Consider the following 17004-nt stretch of genomic DNA (forward strand, 5'->3'; position numbering starts at 1 on the left):
GGCCGGATATGACCTGAATATTGGCTGAAGATAACCTTGTCCGCGAAAAGCCGGCAAGCCCATAGTCCGACCACGTCATAACAACAAGATGGGAGGCCGTATGCACAGCCCCACCCCGCACGACCTGCAGATCACCCCGCGCCAGCCCGAGTTCAACCTGCCCTCGCCCTGGGCTCGCCACTGGCACGGCGGCGACGCGTTCAAGAGCCATTTCTTCGACGCCATGTCGCTGCTGTTTCCCGATGGCGAGCGCTTCTTCATCGACTCGGTGCGCGCCTACCGCGACCAAGTGACCGACCCGCAGCAGTTGGCGCAGATTCGTGGTTTCATCGGCCAGGAAGCGCACCACAGTCGCGAACACCAGCATTACAGCGACGCCCTGCGCGCCAGCGGCTATGACCTGGACTACCTGGAGCGTCGCCTGAAACGGCGCCTGGCCTTCGTGCGCAAGCACCTGCCGCCCAAGGTTCACCTGGCGGCCACCACGGCAGTGGAACATCTGACCGCGATCATGGCCGACGCCATCCTGCAGAACCCCGACTGGCTGGCAGGCGCCGACCCGGACATGGCCCGTCTGTGGCGCTGGCACGCTCTGGAGGAGAGCGAGCACAAGGCAGTAGCCTTCGACCTCTACCAGCAAGTCTGCGGGCAACTGTGGATGCGTCGCCGCGCCATGCTGCAGAGCACCTTCTTCTTCACTCTGGATACGATCAAGGGCCTGGTGCACATGCTGCGCCGCGACGGGCTGCTGGCGAGCTGGCGAATCTGGCGCGACGGCCTGGTTTGGCTATGGGGTAGCCGCGGCATCCTGCGCCCGCTGGTACGCGCCTACTTCGACTTTTACCGGGCGGACTTCCACCCCTGGCAGCACGACAACCTGCAGCTGATCCTGGAGAAACGCCGCGAGTTCGACTCCGTGGCCGAGGTCAGCTGAGCAGGCCCAGGCTCTTGGCCCTGGCCACCGCCTGGGTGCGGCGCTCGACGCCGAGCTTGCTGTTGATGTGGCGGGCGTGGGTCTTGACCGTGTGCAGGGAGATGAACAGGCGCTCGCTGATCTCCTGGTTGGAGCAACCCAGGGCGATCAGGCGCAGCACCGCCAGCTCGCGGGTGCTGAGCGCTTCGGTCGCTCCGCCGGGCAGCGGCTCGGCCTCGACTTCCGCCGGCAGGCGCTGGCGCAGGGCCTCGCTCAACGGCGTCGGCGGCGCCGTCTGCAACTGCGCCCGCAGCCATGTCGGCTGGTGGGCGAGCAGCTCGTAGAACGGCAGCAGCGTACCGCCCCGGGCGGTCTCGAAGCTGGTCAGCAACTGCTGCTGGGCGTCGCGCTCGCGCCCACCGGCAAACAGCAGCAGACTCAACTGCACTTGGGCGAATACGCCCAGCAACTGCCCGCCCTGGGCCTGGGCACGCAGCACCAGGGCGCGCAGGCGGCGCTCGGCGGCCTCGGGCTGACCCTGGCGGCGCTCCAAGGCCGCGCGCTGCAGCTCGATATGCAGCGGCAACTGCGGATGGAATTCCGGCGCCGCGGCCGCCTGTTCACCGCCATAGGTTTCCGCCAGGCGCAGCAGCCAGGCGTTGGCAAGGTCGACCTGGCCCTGGCTGAGCCACAGCTCGCACTTGGTCACGGTGATCATCGCCAGGTAATACACCGGCGGCACATCCCAGATATGCATCAGGCGCTCGGCCTCGGCCAACTGGGCGAAAGCTTCATTGAAACGACCCGCCCTGCCCTCCTGGCTGGCCAGGATGCAGTAGCCGATCAGCAGGCTGATATCTCGGCAGCTGCGCGCCTCGGCGATGCCGGCCTGCAGGCGGCAGCTGGCCTCCTCCGGCTGCAAACGTAGGGCGAGCAGGAAACCTTCATAGAGGGTCAGGCGCGCGCGCACTGCATAGACACGCTGCTGCGACAGGCCGCGCAGACGCTCCAGCCCGGCACGCACCTCTTCCAGCGCGCGCAGTATCTCGCCGCGGGCCAGCAGGACGCGGCCACGATCGTAATGGCAGAAGGCCTCGAACAACGGGTTGTCCTGACGCTGGGCCAGCTCCAAAGCCTCGCGATTGAGGCCACGCGCGCGCCACAGGTCGCCACGCACCACCGCCAGGTTGGCCAGAGTGGAGAGACACAGCAGCCGCGAGCCGTAGTGTTGCGCCGGCATGCCGGCCAGGGCCTGGGTGCAATAGAGTTCGGCCTTCTGGCTGTCGCCACGGCCACGGGCGATCACTCCGCTGACGGCCAGCCACTGGGCCAACAGCGATTGCTGCTCGGCGGGCGTCGGCGCCGGCAGGAAGCGCACCAGGTGATCGGCCAGATCCTCCGCCGCATCCAGCTGGCAGGCCAGTGCCAGGGCCCAGCTGTACAGCAGGATCAGTCGCGGCGTGCTGGTGAGCAGGCTGTCCGGAAGGTCCATCTTCCAGCGCAGCAGCATGGCCACGTTCTGCTCGGCCAGCAGGTGTTCTTCGGAGAAGTTCTGCACCAGGCTGGCCGCCACGTCCGGCTGCCCGGCACGCAGTGCCTGCTCGACCGCCTCGTCCAGTTGGCCCTGACTGCTGAACCAGCGGCAGGCACGCAGATGCAGGCGTGCCGGAGGCTGCGACAGCTGGCTGGCCGGATTGGCACGCAGCAAGTCGGAAAACAGGTGGTGATAGCGGAACCAGCGACCCTGATCGTCCAGCGGCACCAGGAACACCTGATGGGCCTGCAGGTGCTGGAGGATGGCGGTGCTGTCGTGGCTGTCGCGCACCGCATCGCACAGTTCGGCGCAGAAGCGCTCCAGGCAGGCGGTGTCATAGAGAAACGCTTGCAGCTCGGGAGGCTGCCGCTCGATCACCTCTTCCAGCAAGTAATCGCGGATCATGCCCTGGGCGCCGTGCAGATCGCGCTCGCCCTCGCTGGCGGCCAGCAGCCACAGGCGCAACCCGGCAACCCAGCCCTCGCTGCGCTGCAGCAGGCTATCCAGCGCCTCGCCGGGCAACTCGGCACCCTGGGCGCAGAACAGCTCGCGGGTCTCGTCCAGAGTCAGGCGCAGGTCCTGCTCCTGCAGCTCCAACAGCTGCCGCGACAGGCGCAGACGCGCCAGATGCCAGTCGGGACGCTGGCGGCTGGTCACCAGCACCAGCATGCCGGCCGGCAGATGGTTGAGGAAGAACTGCAGGCAGCGATCCAGTACCGCGCCCTGAGCCAGATGGTAGTCGTCCAGTACCAGCAACAGTGGATTGTGTGGATCGAGGTACTCGCCCAGTTCGTCGAGCAGGCCGTCCAGCCATTCCTCGAAGGCGAAGGGCTGATGACGCTGACGCATCTTCAGCATGCCCAGGGCCTCGTCGCCAATCCGCGGGAAATGCTGGCGCAGCCCCTCCAGCAGACGCTCGAGGAAGCGCCCGGGATCGCTGTCGCGACGATTCAGGCTCAGCCACAGGCTCTGCCACTGGGCGGGCAGACGCTCGCAGAACTCCACCGCCAGGGAACTCTTGCCAAAGCCGGCCGGGGCGCAAACTAGCAGCAGGCGACCGTTCATGCCCTGTTCCAGACGCTCGCACAGGCGCGGCCGACGCACATGGCCAGCCGGTAGCGGAGGTCTGAAGAAACGTGGCTCGCCGGTGGAAACCGGGACGCTGGCAAGGCCGGGCGAGCTGGAAAGATCGGTCACTGGGGGCGGTCTGGGCTGGACGTGAAATGCCCGCAGCCTATCCCCTTGCGCCGCGCATTTGAAGCCCAGCCCGTCCGCCACAAAAGAAAAAGCCGGCGCGAGGCCGGCTTTTTCAGGGGTGGAGCGAGGATTAACGCACGCCGGCCTGACGCAGAGCAGCCGGGGTGTAATCGGTGGTAGCGGCCTTGTAGTTGAAGTCGTAGGACTGTTTCTCCTCGTTCTTCATGCCCAAGGCCAGGTAGCGACCGGAGATGATGTCGTGCAGGGTTTCCACGGTGTACCACGGCACTTGCTTGTCGTAGTAGTACTGGGAATGAGCCTCGGCGACACGCCACAGGGCGCCACGACCGTCGTAGTGGTCGATGACCGCGGCCTGCCAGCTGTCCTCGTCGATGAACACATCACGCTTGGCGTAGATGTGACGCTCGCCGGCCTTCAGGGTACCAGTCACGTGCCAGACGCGGTGCAGCTCGTAGCGAGTGTGCTCCGGGTTCAGGTGGCCAGCCTTGATGATGTCGGCGTATTTCAGCTTCGGCGAGTCCAGCTTGTAGGAGTTGTACGGAATGTAGATCTCCTTCTTGCCGTTCAGCTTCCAGTCGTAACGGTCAGGAGCACCGTTGTACATGTCGAAGTTGTCGGAAGTACGCAGACCGTCGGCAGCGGTACCCGGACCGTCGTAGGACACCTGCGGAGCACGGCGCACGCGGCGCTGACCGGCGTTGTACAGCCAGGCCAGACGCGGCTCCTTCACCTGGTTCAGGGTCTCGTGGACCAGCAGAACGTTACCGGCCAGACGAGCCGGAGCGGTTACGCGCTGCTTGAAGTAGAACAGGATGTTGCTCGGCTTGCTCGGATCGTAGTCAGTCAGGCTGGTCGGGAAGGTGAACTCATCCTGGAAGTAAACCAGGCTGTAGGAACCGTTGGCCTGCGGAGTAGCCTGGGTCACCAGACGACGCACGCTGCCACCGCGATAGCGGGTGATCTGGTTCCAGATCGCTTCCAGGCCGTTCTGCGGGATCGGGAAGGGGTAGGCGGTCTTGAAGCCTTCCAGACCGTTACCACCTTCGACCAGCTTGGTGGTGGTGGCGTTGGCCTTCACGTCGTCCAGCACGCTCTGCGGGGCAGTGGCGGAGCGATGGGTCGGGTACACCGGGATCTTGAAGCTGTCCGGGTAGCGCTTGAACATGGCCTGCTGACCGGGGGTCAGCTTGTCCTTGTACTGATCGACGTTCTGCGCGGTGATGGTGAACAGCGGCTGCTCACTGGCGAAGGGGTCGGACAGGAAGCCACGATCATCAGCGGTGCCGGCGTTCTGCGGCAGACCGCCGGTCCACTCGGGGATAGAACCATCGGCATTACCGGCCTTCTCTGCGCCCAGCGGAGTCAGGGTGGTGCCGAGCTTGGCGGCTTCATCGGCAGAAACGGCAGCCATTACGCTGGTGGCCAGCATGGAAAGCGCCAGGACACCGGATTGCAGCATGTACTTTGTTGTTTTCATTTGCATGTGTTTCCTCAGAGGATCCTGGTCGCTTAGAAGCTGGCGCCGACGCTAAAGGCTACGAAGTCACGGTCAATCGAGGTGTTGTAGTCGCCACCGAAGAAGTCGGTGTAGGACAGGTTGGCCGTGTAGGTGTTCTGGTACTCGGCTTCGAGACCAAGACTGACAGCCTTACGACCTTCTTCGAAGTTGGCACCCGGACCTGGGGAGTAGCCATCCACGTCATGCGACCAGGCCACGCTCGGACGCAGGTTGATACCGGCGAACACGTCCGGGTAATCCCAGATGGCACGGGTACGATAGCCCCAGGAGCTGTGGGTGGTGAAGCCGTCGTCGTTGCAGTCCTTGGTAGCGTTGCTGTAATCGGGATTACCTACGGCACCGGCGACGGTGACATTGTTCAGACGCTCACAGGTCCCATTCGGTAGCTCGCCCGGGCCGAAGACTGGATCACGACCGTAACGAGCGTCGCTGGTGTGCTCCAAGCCGCCAACGAAGGTCATACCGACCTCACCCACCAAGGTCAAACGGCTGGCACCCATCACCTGATCGAAGAAGTGTGTGAAGGTGGTCTGAATCTGGGTAACTTCCTTACGGTTGTAGCCATGGCGAGTTGCCCCCGGAGCAGCGCTTAGCACAGAAGCATCAGCGTAAGGGTTAGCTACTGAAGGGTTATTCAGTGGACGTACAGCCGAATACAGAACGTCAGTGGTATTCAGCGCAACCGGGGCGTTCGGACGATAACTGACCTCACCGCTCCACGCTGTACCTGTAGGCAGAGTGGTGGAGAAACTCAAACCGTACAGACGAATATCCTCCGGATACTCCATGAAGTAGCTCGAGTTACCGGCAACAGCCAACGCGGAAGCGGAACCACCACTAACACCAAGAATGGAGTTGGCTACGTTATATACCGCTTGATCCGGAGCTTGCGCGCTAAGGATCGGCGCACGGCTGTGATAGTTCATGGCATAGGCGCCGAACTCAGTATCCAGTGGCTCGAAGAAATAGCGGAACGCCAAGCCCCACTGCCCGCTATCACGCGCATCGTGATCGCCAGATCGAGCGACCAGATTTCCTTCCGAGTCGATGTCCAGAGCAGTCAGACCGCGAGAAGTCAGAAGCGGGTTCAGTACGCCATTAACCAAAGCAGTGTTATTGGTCAGCAGACGCAGATTGTCATCGCAGCCATCCGCCGCAACGTCAACCTGAGAGAAGAAGGTGCCGCAGTTGTCGACTACGGTCTGCTCCCACTCCAGTTGGTAGAAGGCTTCCATGGACAGGTTGTCGGTCAGGCTCTGAGAAACGTAGAACATGTTGACCGGAATCAGACCTTCCTTGATCTCGGCACCCGGACGACGGAACGCGGCCACGTCCACCGGGTTCACGGCGTTTATGCCGTTCTGAATGAAGGTACTCTCACCCCAGCTCACAACCTGCTTACCAAAACGCACGGAGCCTGGCTGATCGGCGATGGCGTAGTTGTGATAAACGAAGGCGTCGAGGATTTCGGCACCGGAAGCCTGAGCGCCTTCCTTGCGGTTGGAGTCGTCAATGTCCTTGAACAGACGGTTCTCATCCTTCAGCTCGAAGTCGTACCAGTACTTGCCACGGACAAATACGCCGGTGTCGCCGTACTTCAGTTCGAGGTCGTGGATACCCTTGAAGATCTTCGAGAAGGTCTCACCCTTCTTGAAATTCAGACGACCGTCGTCGGTGGTCTGCGACAGGCCCTGGCCGCCGTTGTTGACACCGATCAGATCGGGATCGGCACTGCGAACCGACCAGCTGGCCCCCACGGACAGCGAGGAATCGAGCTGACCTTCAATCTCACCGATATTGAAGGTGACACCGAAAGCCGGGGCAGCGAGGGTTGAGGCAAGGCTGACTGCCAGAGGCAGCTTGGCCATACGCCAGAACGGTTTAGTGGTTGTCATCGACGCTACTCCATGTGTTTTTTGTTATGGATGCCGCGGACTATAGCTACCACCCCCCTAGGCTTGATCCCCCTAAAGTGTGATTTCCAGTCCCCAGCCTCTCTAGACCGGCCGGTCACGCAGTAGCGAGCCGGCCAGATTCATCACGCGACAGCAATTAACAAGCCAAGCGTTTGCTCTGATCGGACGCAAAAAGGCTATGCGCCCCCGCCCTCAGGGCTCACAGCGTAGACAGGAATGCACTCCCCGCCGCCTGCCACTGCGCGATATCAAGACGAATTCGCTTCTTATCCAACTTCCCCACACTGGTTTTGGGAATATCGGTAACAAGTGCGATCTGACTGGGTATCGCCCACTTGTTGATGCAGCCCTGCTCCACGAAAGGCTTGAGGTGCTCCTTGAGGCCCTTGGCATCCAGGCTCTGGCCATCGCGCAGCACCAGCAGGGCGAAGGGACGCTCGCCCCACTGCGGATCCGGCATGCCGACCACCGCCACTTCGCGCACAGCCGGATGACGGCTGATCAGGTCCTCCAGCTCCAGGGATGACAGCCACTCGCCGCCGGTCTTGATCACGTCCTTGATGCGATCGCGGATATCGATGTAACCGAGATCATCCAAGGTGGCGACGTCACCGGTATGCAGCCAGCCGTGCTCCCACAGCTCCGCGCTCTTTTGCGGCTCGTTGAAATAACCCATGGTCAGCCAGGGCGCGCGCAGCACCAGCTCGCCCTGGGTCTCGCCGTCCGCCGGTAACAGCTGGCCGTCCGGCCCCATCAGCGCGGCCTCCACCAGCGGCACCGGCACTCCGGCCTTGATGCGGTAGGTGATCTGTTCGCTCTCGCTGCCGGCCTTGAGTTCTTCGTTGATGTGGGCGCAAGAGATCAGCGGGCAAGTCTCGGACATGCCATAGGCTGCGGTGAGCTGGATGCCACGCGCCTTGGCTGCCTCGTACAGGGCGCGATTGAGTGCGCTGCCGCCGATGATGATCTTCCAGCCACCGAAGTCCTGGCCCTGCCCCGCCTTGGCGTTGAGCACCATCTGCAGGATGGTTGGTACGCAGTGGGAGAAGGTGACCTTTTCCTTCTGCCACAGTTGTACCAGCAGCTCGGGATCGTAGCGCCCCGGGTAGACCTGCTTGATGCCGAGCATGGTGGCCGCGTAGGGAATGCCCCAGGCGTGCACATGGAACATCGGCGTGATCGGCATGTACACGTCATTGGTACCGAGCAGACGCACGCTGTCCACGCTGCCCAGCACACTGGCCTCGGCCAGGGTGTGCAGCACCAGCTGGCGATGGGTGAAGTACACGCCCTTGGGGTTACCGGTGGTACCGGTGGTGTAGAAGGTGGTAGCCACGGAGTTCTCGTCGAAATCCTGGAAGTCGTACTTCGGGCTAGCGGCCGCCAGCAGGGTCTCGTACTCGCCGACCAGATTGGGCAGCTCGGCGGTCTTCTCGGCGCCATCGGTGAGAAGAAGGGTCTTCTCCACCGTCGCCAGCTGGCTCTCGATGCCCTTGTACAGCGGCACGAACTCGCTGTTGACCAGCACGAACTTATCCTCGGCATGGTTCATGGTGTAGAGGATCTGGTCGGCCGACAGGCGAATATTGATGGTGTGCAGCACCGCCCCGATCATCGGGATGGCGAACATGCATTCCAGGTAACGGTGGCTATCCCAGTCCATCACCGCCACGGTGTCACCGGCCTTCACTCCGGCATCGCTCAACACATTGGCCAGGCGTGCCACCCGCTCGTTGAAGGTGGCGTAGCTGTAGCGCAGCTGGTCGCGGTAGACGATCTCGCGGGTCTTCTCGTAGCGGCTGCCGGAGAGCAGCAGGCGCTTGATCAGCAGCGGAGCCTGGTTGGCGTTTTCTGTCGGCGGGATGACACGGGTCTGCAGCATGGCGGTAACCTGTTGTTCTGCGTTTTTGTTGGTCGACAATCTAAAACCGCTCTGCCGCCGGCTTAATCCACCCAAAGAATGATTTTCCCAATGACTCTTTGGCCATCTTGGGTCACGCAGTAGAATCGACTCATACCTGCCGTCCCGGCTTCACTCTCCAGAGGTAATACCGATGTCCGATATCGTCATCGTCAGCGGCGCCCGCACCCCCATGGGTGGTTTCCAGGGCAGCCTGTCCAGCATCCCCGCCGTGGATCTGGGGGCCGCCGCCATCCGCGAGGCCGTGGCCCGTGCCGGTATCCACCCCACCGATGTCCAGGAAGTGATCATGGGCTGCGTGCTGCCCGCCGGCCTCAAGCAGGGCCCGGCCCGCCAGGCCTCGCTGAACGCCGGCCTGCCGTCCGCCACCGGCTGCACCACCATCAACAAGCTGTGCGGCTCCGGCATGAAGGCCGTGATGCAGGCCTTCGACGCTCTCAAGGCCGGCAGCAACCAGGTGATGGTCGCCGGCGGTATGGAAAGCATGTCCAACGCGCCGTACATCATCGAGAAGGCCCGCAGCGGCCTGCGCATGGGCCATGGCGAAATCAAGGACCACATGTTCTTCGACGGTCTGGAAGACGCCCGCACCGGCCGCCTGATGGGCTCCTTCGCCCAGGAGACCGCCGACAAGTACGGCATCACCCGCGAGGAGATGGACGCCTACGCCATCGAGTCGCTGAAACGCGCCCAGGCCGCCATCCAGAGCGGCGAGCTGGCCAGCGAGATCGTTCCGGTCACCGTCACTAGCCGCAAGGGCGAAGTGGTGGTGAAGGACGACGAGCAGCCGCTGACCGCCAACCTGGACAAGATCCCCGGCCTCAAGCCGGCGTTCAAGAAGGAAGGCACTATCACCGCCGCCAACGCCAGCTCGATCTCCGACGGCGCCAGCGCCCTGGTGCTGATGACCGCTGACGAAGCAACCAAGCGCGGCCTCAAGCCGCTGGCCAGGATCGTTGCCCACGCCACCCAGAGCCAGGACCCGAGCGAGTTCACCATCGCGCCGATCGGCGCCATGAGCAACCTGTTCAAGAAGACCGGCTGGAGCAAGGAAGACGTCGATCTGTACGAGATCAACGAAGCCTTCGCCATGGTCACCATGCTGGCCATGCGCGAGCACGGCCTGGACCATGCCAAGGTGAACGTCTACGGCGGCGCCTGCGCCCAGGGCCACCCGGTCGGTTCCACCGGCTCGCGCCTGATCGTCACCCTGATCAACGCCCTGCGCAACAAGGGCGGCAAGCGCGGCGTGGCCTCGCTGTGCATCGGCGGCGGCGAAGCCACCGCCGTGGCCATCGAGCTGCTGTAAGTCACGCGCCAATGAAAAGCCCCGCCTAGGCGGGGCTTTTTTATGGGCGACTGCTCAGCGCAGCTCGGTAAAGGCCAGCTTGATCCCCAGCCCCACCAGCACCGCGCCCATCAGGCGATCGAACCAATGGCCCATACGCGCGAAGCCGGCGCGCACCCGGCGCTGACTGAACAGCAACGCCACCGGACAGAACCAGATCGCCGTGGCGAACGCCAGGTACACGCCGTAGCCGGCCTGCACCGCCAGTGGCGTGTGCGGGTTGATCACCACGGTGAACAGCGAGAGGAAGAACAGCGTGGCCTTGGGGTTCAGGCCATTGGTCACGAAGCCCGTCACGAAAGCCGCACGCGGCGAACGCTCGACGCCGTCGCCGGCTACTTCCAGGCTGCCCGGCGCCGCCGGCTTGGCACGCAGCGCCTTGATACCGATATAGAACAGGTAGGCCGCGGCCAGCCATTTCAGCGCGTTGAACAACACGATGGACTGCGACACGATCAGGCCGATGCCCAGCAGCGAGTAGGCCACATGCACGAAAATGCCGGTGCCCACGCCCAGTGCCGTCCAGGTGCCGGCGCGGCGGCCGTGGGCCACGCTCTCGCGCACCACGACGGCGAAGTCCGGCCCCGGGCTGGCCACGGCCAGCAGATGGATCAGCGCCACGGTGAGAAATTCCGCCCAGTACATGCGACCTCCGGAGGGTGGGAATCGGTAACAGAGGCTGGCAACCTTACGCCACTGCAACGCATCCAGACAGGTACAGCTGATGAGCAATAGCGCCCGCGCGGTCTTTCTCGACCACGCCTCCCTCGATCTCGGCGACCTCGACCTGACGCCGCTGCGCCAGGCATTCGGTGAGCTGGTCCTGCACGACGCCTCCACCAGCGAACAGGCCGCCGAACGCCTGCAGGGCGCCCAGGTAGCGATCAGCAACAAGGTGCGCCTGGATGTCGCCACACTGGCCGCCTGCCCCGAACTGAAACTGATCCTGGTCGCCGCCACCGGCACCAACAACATTGACCTGGCCGCCGCCCGCGAGCGCGGTATCACCGTCGCCAACTGCCAGGGCTATGGCACCGCCTCGGTGGCCCAGCACACACTGATGCTGCTGCTCAACCTCGCCACCCGCCTGCCCAACTATCAAGCGGCGGTACGCGACGGTGCCTGGCAACGCTCCAGCCAGTTCTGCCTGCTGGATTTCCCGATCATCGAACTGCAGGGCAAGACCCTCGGCATCCTCGGCCATGGCGAGCTGGGCGGCGCCTTTGCCCGCCTGGCCGAGGCACTGGGCATGCGCGTGCTGTATGGCGCCCTGCCCGGCCGCCCGCCCCGCACCGATCGCCTGCCGCTGGCCGAGCTGCTACCGCAGGTCGACGCTCTCAGCCTGCATTGCCCGCTGACCGAGCAGACCCGCCACCTGATCGGCGCCGCCGAGCTGGCGCTGATGAAACCCCAGGCGCTGCTGCTCAATACCGCCCGCGGTGGACTGGTCGACGAACAGGCGCTGGCCGACACCCTGCGCGCCGGCCACCTGGGCGGTGCAGCCTTCGACGTGCTCAGCGAGGAGCCGCCGCGTAACGGCAATCCGCTGCTGGCGCCGGACATCCCGCGCCTGATCATTACCCCGCACAATGCCTGGGGCAGCCGCGAGGCCCGCCAGCGCATCGTCGGCCAACTGTCGGAGAACGTCCGCGCCTTCTTCGCCGGCGCCCCCATCCGTGTGGTCAGCGGGTAAACTACGCGCCTTTTTCACCCGGAGATCGCCATGGACCCACGAAGCGAGGTGCTGTTGCGCCAGGCGGAGCTGTTCCAAGGCGATCTGCTGCTGGCCGGCCTGCCGGCGGACGACCTGCTCGGCCAGCTGCCGCGCGCTCATGGCTGGAGCTGGCATGCCGGCGAGCAGAACACCCTGGGCGCACGCTTCGCCGGGCGCAGCCATTTTGGCACCGGCGTGCCCGAGCGCTCCTTCGCTGGCGCGGTACTGTTCCTGCCCAAGTCCCGTGAACTCACCGATTATCTGCTGCAGGCCCTGGCTGCGCGCCTGGCCGGCCACGAGCTGTACCTGGTCGGTGAGAAGCGCGGCGGCATCGAGCGTGCCGCCAAGCAACTGGCCGTCTACGGCAAGCCGCGCAAGCTGGACAGCGCCCGCCACTGCCAGCTGTGGCAGGTCACGGTGGACAACGCGCCGGCCGCACCCGATCTGCATGCCCTGGCCCAGCGCTTCGAATTGCCCCTGAGCGACGGCCCGCTGCAAGTCATCAGCCTGCCCGGCGTGTTCAGCCACGGCCGTCTGGACCGTGGCAGCGCACTGCTGCTGGAACAGCTGGAGGGTCTGCCGCAGGGCCGCCTGCTCGACTTCGGCTGCGGCGCCGGCGTGCTCGGCGCCACCCTCAAGCGCCGCTATCCGCAGAGCCAGCTGACGCTGCTCGATGTCGACGCCTTCGCCATCGAGAGCAGCCGCCTGACCCTGGCGGCCAACGGCCTGGAGGCCGAGGTGATCGCCGGCGACGGCATCGATGCCGCGCCGCAAGGCCTGGCCGCCATCGTCAGCAACCCGCCGTTCCACACCGGCGTACATACCGACTACCAGGCCAGCGAGCATCTGCTGCGCCAGGCAGCCCGGCACCTGGACAAGGGTGGCGAGCTGCGCCTGGTGGCCAACAGTTTCCTCAAATACCCGCCGCTGATCGAACAGCACCTGGGGCCCTGCAAGACCCTGAGCGAAGGCGACGGCTTCCGCATCTACAGCGCCCGCCGCGGCTGAACCCTCTCCAAGACCCCATTCGAGCGTCCGCCCCCGGGTCGACGCTCCGGAGCCATTTTTCGTGACCGACAGCAGTACCCAGCAACCGCATCTGCATCGCGCCCTCAAACCGCGCCACCTGAACATGATCGCCATCGGCGGCTCGATCGGCACCGGCCTGTTCGTCGCCTCCGGTGCCACGGTGGCCAGCGCCGGTCCGGGCGGCGCCCTGCTGGCCTATGCGCTGATCGGGGTGATGGTGTACTTCCTGATGACCAGCCTCGGCGAAATGGCCGCGCACATGCCGGTATCCGGCTCGTTCAGCACCTATGGCAGCCGTTTCGTCGACGAGGGCTTCGGCTTCGCCCAGGGCTGGAACTACTGGTACAACTGGGCGGTGACCATCGCCGCCGAGCTGGTGGCGGCGCAGCTGATCATGAGCTTCTGGCTGCCGGAGGTACCGGGCCTCTACTGGAGTGGTCTGTTCCTCGGCCTGATGTTCCTGCTCAACTTCGTCTCGGTGAAGGGCTTCGGCGAGAGCGAGTTCTGGTTCGCCCTGATCAAGGTGCTGGCCGTGGTGGTGTTCATCGGCATCGGCCTGGCCACTATCCTTGGCATCATGGGCGGCATGGAGTCGCCCGGCTTCAGCAACTTCACCGCCGGCGACGCCCCCTTCGTGGGTGGCCTGCAGGCCATGGTCGGGGTGGCGATGATTGCCGGCTTCTCGTTCCAGGGCACCGAGCTAATCGGCATCGCCGCTGGCGAGTCGGAGAACCCGCGCAAGAACATCCCCATCGCCATCCGCCAGGTGTTCTGGCGCATCCTGATGTTCTACATCCTGGCGATCTTCGTGATCGGCATGCTGATCCCCTACACCGACCCCAGCCTGCTGCAGAACGATGCCAGCGACATCAGCGTGTCGCCCTTCACCCTGCTGTTCGAACGCGCCGGCTTCGCCGCCGCGGCCAGCGTGATGAACGCGGTGATCCTCACCGCCATCCTCTCGGCCGGCAACTCCGGCATGTATGCCTCGACCCGCATGCTCTACAACCTGGCCAAGCAGGGTAAGGCGCCGCGGCTGTTCGCCCGCCTGTCCGCCAGCGGCGTGCCGCGCAACGCGCTGTACGCCACCACGCTGGTCGGCGCGCTGTGCTTCTTCACCTCCATCGTCGGCGACAGCACCCTGTACACCTGGCTGCTCAATACCTCGGGCATGTGCGGCTTCATCGCCTGGCTGGGCATCGCCGTGTCGCACTACCGCTTCCGCAAGGGCTACCTGGCCCAGGGTGGACGCCTGGAAGACCTGCCCTACCGGGCCAAGCTGTTCCCCTTCGGCCCACTGTTCGCCTTCGCCCTGTGCCTGGCCATCACTCTGGGGCAGAACTACCAGGCCTTCGTCGGCGAGCACATCGACTGGGCCGGCCTGGTCGCGACCTACATCAGCCTGCCGCTGTTCCTCGCCATCTGGTTCGGCTACCGCCTGAAGCACGGCAGCCGCCTGGTGCGCTACAGCGAGATGGATGTGCGCGGCGGCGACGACTGAACTTGCCCCGCGCGGGCGGCTTGGGCACAATGCGCGCCGTCCTAGGGGAGTAGTCTCCCGTGAGCGTCAGCTCACCCGGCGTGCGTCAACACACTTGCTCCGCAGAGCATGGCGCATGCGACCCGCGGCCTGACAGGGCTGGGGTTTGACAAGACCTATGACACGCACACCTCACCCGGGGCGGGGAGGTAGTACGTGTCATAGAACAGTCGAACCCGCCCCTTAGGAATGCTTGATGTTGGAATCCCTGTTCGTCCCCACCGGAATCGTCGCCCTCGCCGAAATCGGTGATAAGACGCAGCTGCTCGCCCTGCTCCTCGCCGCACGCTTCCGCCGTCCCTGGCCGATCATCTGGGGCATCGTCCTGGCCACCCTGGCCAACCATTTCGCCGCGGGCGCCGTGGGTAACTGGATCGCCGGCTTCTTCTCGCCGACCACCCTGAGCTGGGTACTCGCCGCCTGCTTCGCTGCCGTGGCCCTATGGACGCTGATCCCGGACAAGCTGGACGATGACGAGGAATCCCATCTCAAGCGCTTCGGCCCTTTCCTCACCACGCTGATCGCCTTCTTCCTCGCCGAGATGGGCGACAAGACCCAGATCGCCACCGTGATGCTGGCGGCACAATATCCGGACTTCCTCATGGTGGTGATCGGCACCACCCTGGGCATGCTGATCGCCAACGTGCCGGTGGTACTGATGGGCAACTTCGCCGCCGATCGTCTGCCGCTGGCGCTCATTCGTCGCCTGGCCGCCCTCGCCTTCGCCGCCCTGGCCATCTATGTAGCCTGTCAGGCACTAGGGTTCGTCGGCGGCCTGTGATCACGGGCCACGAGAACTGGCACACAAACGGGGCGTGTATCGCGTCGCAGTACTGAGTAATCTGTGCAACGAGTTGCGCAGCGCCAGTGCTGAAGGAGCAGTACATGTCCCTGGATGAAATGAAGAAACGCGTGCGCCAGCACATCGATCTGACCTGGAACCGCGGGCGCCTGGCACTTGCCGAGCAGATGCACAGCCCGGACTTCCTCTACAAGAGTTCGTTCATCGGCCGCCCGCTGAGCAGCGCCGCCTTCGCCCAGATGGTGCAGGACATCCGCAACGCCATGCCGGACATGGAAGTGGTGATCGAGGACTGCATCGCCGAAGGCAACAAGGTGGTGACCTGGAGCACCCTGATCGGCACCATCGAGAAGCCGGCCCTGGGCTATCCGCCCAGCGACAAGGTGCTGAGCATCTCGGCCATGGCCTTCTGGACCCTGGCGCCGAACGGCGATATCCGCGAGATCTGCACCATGTTCGACATGGAGAGCTTCCGCGCCCAGCTCGGCCTGGAGACCCGGCCCTTCGCCGAGAAGGCCCTGCCCTGATATGACAACGGCGCCCTGGGGCGCCGTTTTCGTTACTGCCTGGCCTGCTGGTAGAGCGGCATCACCTTAGGGATGGCCGCCTGCAGCGCCGCGATGCGGCTGCTCGACGACGGGTGGGTGCTCATGAACTCGGGCGGCGCCCCGCCACCGGCCTTGCTCATCTTCTGCCACAGGCTGATCGCCGCGTTCGGGTCGTAGCCGGCGCGTGCCGACAGCTCCAGGCCGATGATGTCCGCCTCGTTCTCGTTGGAGCGGCTGTTGGGCAGGGTCATCAGATACTCCACCCCGGTATCGGCCATCTGCTTGCCGGCCTCACCCAGCCCGAGCAGGGCCGAACCCACCTGGGTCGCCAGCTGCGTGCCATAGGCCTTGGACATGGCCTCGCGGCTGTGCTCGCGCAGGGCGTGGGCGATCTCGTGGCCCATCACTGCCGCCAGCTCGGCATCGGTCAACTGCAGCTGCTCGATCAGGCCGCTGTAGACGATGATCTTGCCGCCCGGGCCGCAGTTGGCATTGAGCTCCTTGCTGTCGATCAGGTTGACCTGCCAGTCCCACTGCGCCGCGTCGGCGCGGAACACCGGGGCCTGGGCGATCAGGCGACGGGCGACGGTCTGGACCCGTTGTGCATTTCGGCTGCTCTTGTCCAGCACGCCCTTGCTGGAGGCCTCGCTGAGGGTCTGCTGGTAGGCCTGGGAATACATGCTGTCGACTTCCTGGGCCGAGAGCATGCTGAACATGTACTGCTTGCGCTCCACGCCCACCGCGCCGCCGCTGGTGGTATTCACGGCCTGGCAGGATGCCAGCAGGGAAAGGCTGGCCAGGGCAGTCAGGCGAAACAGGCTGTGCATATCGAGTCTCCGGGTAATACAGGCGCCGTATGCTAGGTCGCCAGACGCAGCAGGACAATGCTCCCGCTTGCACTCTGACCATCGGCCATCTTTGCTAGTTGCAGAGGCGGTTAATGCTTTAGCGTTGGACAGCCGATAAGCCAGGGACAGGCACAACCCCGACGATGTGGAGTCC

13 protein-coding genes and 1 riboswitch are annotated in these 17004 nt (G+C 64.5%); of the genes, 7 read left to right on the plus strand and 6 right to left on the minus strand.

Annotation, left to right across the window (positions count from 1 at the left end):
- The first annotated feature begins 100 nt into the window (after positions 1-100).
- The gene (locus tag N7607_RS01170; RefSeq protein ID WP_279866717.1) at positions 101-934 is read left to right on the plus strand and encodes a metal-dependent hydrolase; all 834 of its coding nucleotides are present in this window, start codon (positions 101-103) and stop codon (positions 932-934) included.
- Here N7607_RS01170 and N7607_RS01175 read toward each other — a convergent pair.
- From N7607_RS01175 to N7607_RS01190, 4 genes are all read right to left on the minus strand, one after another.
- Positions 927-3644, minus strand: coding sequence for a LuxR C-terminal-related transcriptional regulator (locus N7607_RS01175; protein WP_279866718.1), 2718 nt, complete (start codon positions 3642-3644; stop codon positions 927-929). The genes N7607_RS01170 and N7607_RS01175 overlap by 8 nt on opposite strands.
- Positions 3645-3774: 130 nt before the next feature.
- Positions 3775-5142, minus strand: a complete 1368-nt coding sequence (locus tag N7607_RS01180) for a DUF1329 domain-containing protein (RefSeq protein WP_279866719.1) — start codon at positions 5140-5142, stop codon at positions 3775-3777.
- Between the two features lie 32 nt (positions 5143-5174).
- The gene (locus N7607_RS01185; protein WP_279866720.1) at positions 5175-7079 is read right to left on the minus strand and encodes a DUF1302 domain-containing protein; all 1905 of its coding nucleotides are present in this window, start codon (positions 7077-7079) and stop codon (positions 5175-5177) included.
- Between the two features lie 220 nt (positions 7080-7299).
- The gene (locus N7607_RS01190; protein WP_279866721.1) at positions 7300-8982 is read right to left on the minus strand and encodes a fatty acid--CoA ligase; all 1683 of its coding nucleotides are present in this window, start codon (positions 8980-8982) and stop codon (positions 7300-7302) included.
- A gap of 172 nt (positions 8983-9154) precedes the next feature.
- Between N7607_RS01190 and N7607_RS01195 the strand changes: the two genes are divergently transcribed.
- Entirely contained in the window at positions 9155-10330 is a 1176-nt protein-coding gene (locus tag N7607_RS01195) for an acetyl-CoA C-acyltransferase (RefSeq protein WP_279866722.1), read from the plus strand.
- Positions 10331-10384: 54 nt separating this feature from the next.
- Here the strand turns inward: N7607_RS01195 and N7607_RS01200 are convergent, their stop codons facing one another.
- Positions 10385-11014: a LysE family transporter gene (locus N7607_RS01200; protein WP_279866723.1), complete on the minus strand. Its 630-nt coding sequence runs from the start codon at positions 11012-11014 to the stop codon at positions 10385-10387.
- A gap of 79 nt (positions 11015-11093) precedes the next feature.
- Between N7607_RS01200 and N7607_RS01205 the strand changes: the two genes are divergently transcribed.
- The 5 genes from N7607_RS01205 to N7607_RS01225 all read left to right on the plus strand — a co-directional run bounded on the left by N7607_RS01205 (position 11094) and on the right by N7607_RS01225 (position 15981).
- Positions 11094-12062: a 2-hydroxyacid dehydrogenase gene (locus N7607_RS01205; RefSeq protein WP_279866724.1), complete on the plus strand. Its 969-nt coding sequence runs from the start codon at positions 11094-11096 to the stop codon at positions 12060-12062.
- Between the two features lie 30 nt (positions 12063-12092).
- On the plus strand, positions 12093-13091 hold the full coding sequence (locus N7607_RS01210) for a class I SAM-dependent methyltransferase (RefSeq protein WP_279866725.1): 999 nt from the start codon (positions 12093-12095) through the stop codon (positions 13089-13091).
- 61 nt (positions 13092-13152) lie between these two features.
- Positions 13153-14613 (plus strand): amino acid permease, encoded by a 1461-nt coding sequence (locus tag N7607_RS01215; RefSeq protein WP_279866726.1) that lies wholly within the window; start codon positions 13153-13155, stop codon positions 14611-14613.
- A gap of 32 nt (positions 14614-14645) precedes the next feature.
- Positions 14646-14759: riboswitch (yybP-ykoY riboswitch) on the plus strand.
- A gap of 92 nt (positions 14760-14851) precedes the next feature.
- Positions 14852-15433 (plus strand): TMEM165/GDT1 family protein, encoded by a 582-nt coding sequence (locus tag N7607_RS01220; RefSeq protein ID WP_279866784.1) that lies wholly within the window; start codon positions 14852-14854, stop codon positions 15431-15433.
- Positions 15434-15537: 104 nt separating this feature from the next.
- A complete protein-coding gene (locus N7607_RS01225) occupies positions 15538-15981 on the plus strand; it encodes a ketosteroid isomerase-related protein (RefSeq protein WP_279866727.1) in 444 nt (147 codons plus the stop codon).
- 32 nt (positions 15982-16013) lie between these two features.
- Here N7607_RS01225 and N7607_RS01230 read toward each other — a convergent pair whose 3' ends face one another.
- A complete protein-coding gene (locus tag N7607_RS01230) occupies positions 16014-16829 on the minus strand; it encodes a M48 family metallopeptidase (RefSeq protein WP_279866729.1) in 816 nt (271 codons plus the stop codon).
- Positions 16830-17004 lie beyond the last annotated feature (175 nt).

Source organism: Pseudomonas sp. GD04019, assembly GCF_029837695.1.
Lineage (GTDB): Bacteria > Pseudomonadota > Gammaproteobacteria > Pseudomonadales > Pseudomonadaceae > Aquipseudomonas.

Excerpts from the sequence above, each read along its gene's own strand:
- N7607_RS01230 (WP_279866729.1), bottom strand. The coding sequence starts at position 16,829 with ATGCACAGCCTGTTTCGCCTGACTGCCCTGGCCAGCCTTTCCCTGCTG.
- N7607_RS01205 (WP_279866724.1), top strand. The coding sequence starts at position 11,094 with ATGAGCAATAGCGCCCGCGCGGTCTTTCTCGACCACGCCTCCCTCGAT.
- N7607_RS01185 (WP_279866720.1), bottom strand. The coding sequence starts at position 7,079 with ATGACAACCACTAAACCGTTCTGGCGTATGGCCAAGCTGCCTCTGGCA.
- N7607_RS01195 (WP_279866722.1), top strand. The coding sequence starts at position 9,155 with ATGTCCGATATCGTCATCGTCAGCGGCGCCCGCACCCCCATGGGTGGT.
- N7607_RS01200 (WP_279866723.1), bottom strand. The coding sequence starts at position 11,014 with ATGTACTGGGCGGAATTTCTCACCGTGGCGCTGATCCATCTGCTGGCC.
- N7607_RS01190 (WP_279866721.1), bottom strand. The coding sequence starts at position 8,982 with ATGCTGCAGACCCGTGTCATCCCGCCGACAGAAAACGCCAACCAGGCT.
- N7607_RS01170 (WP_279866717.1), top strand. The coding sequence starts at position 101 with ATGCACAGCCCCACCCCGCACGACCTGCAGATCACCCCGCGCCAGCCC.
- N7607_RS01210 (WP_279866725.1), top strand. The coding sequence starts at position 12,093 with ATGGACCCACGAAGCGAGGTGCTGTTGCGCCAGGCGGAGCTGTTCCAA.
- N7607_RS01225 (WP_279866727.1), top strand. The coding sequence starts at position 15,538 with ATGTCCCTGGATGAAATGAAGAAACGCGTGCGCCAGCACATCGATCTG.
- N7607_RS01180 (WP_279866719.1), bottom strand. The coding sequence starts at position 5,142 with ATGAAAACAACAAAGTACATGCTGCAATCCGGTGTCCTGGCGCTTTCC.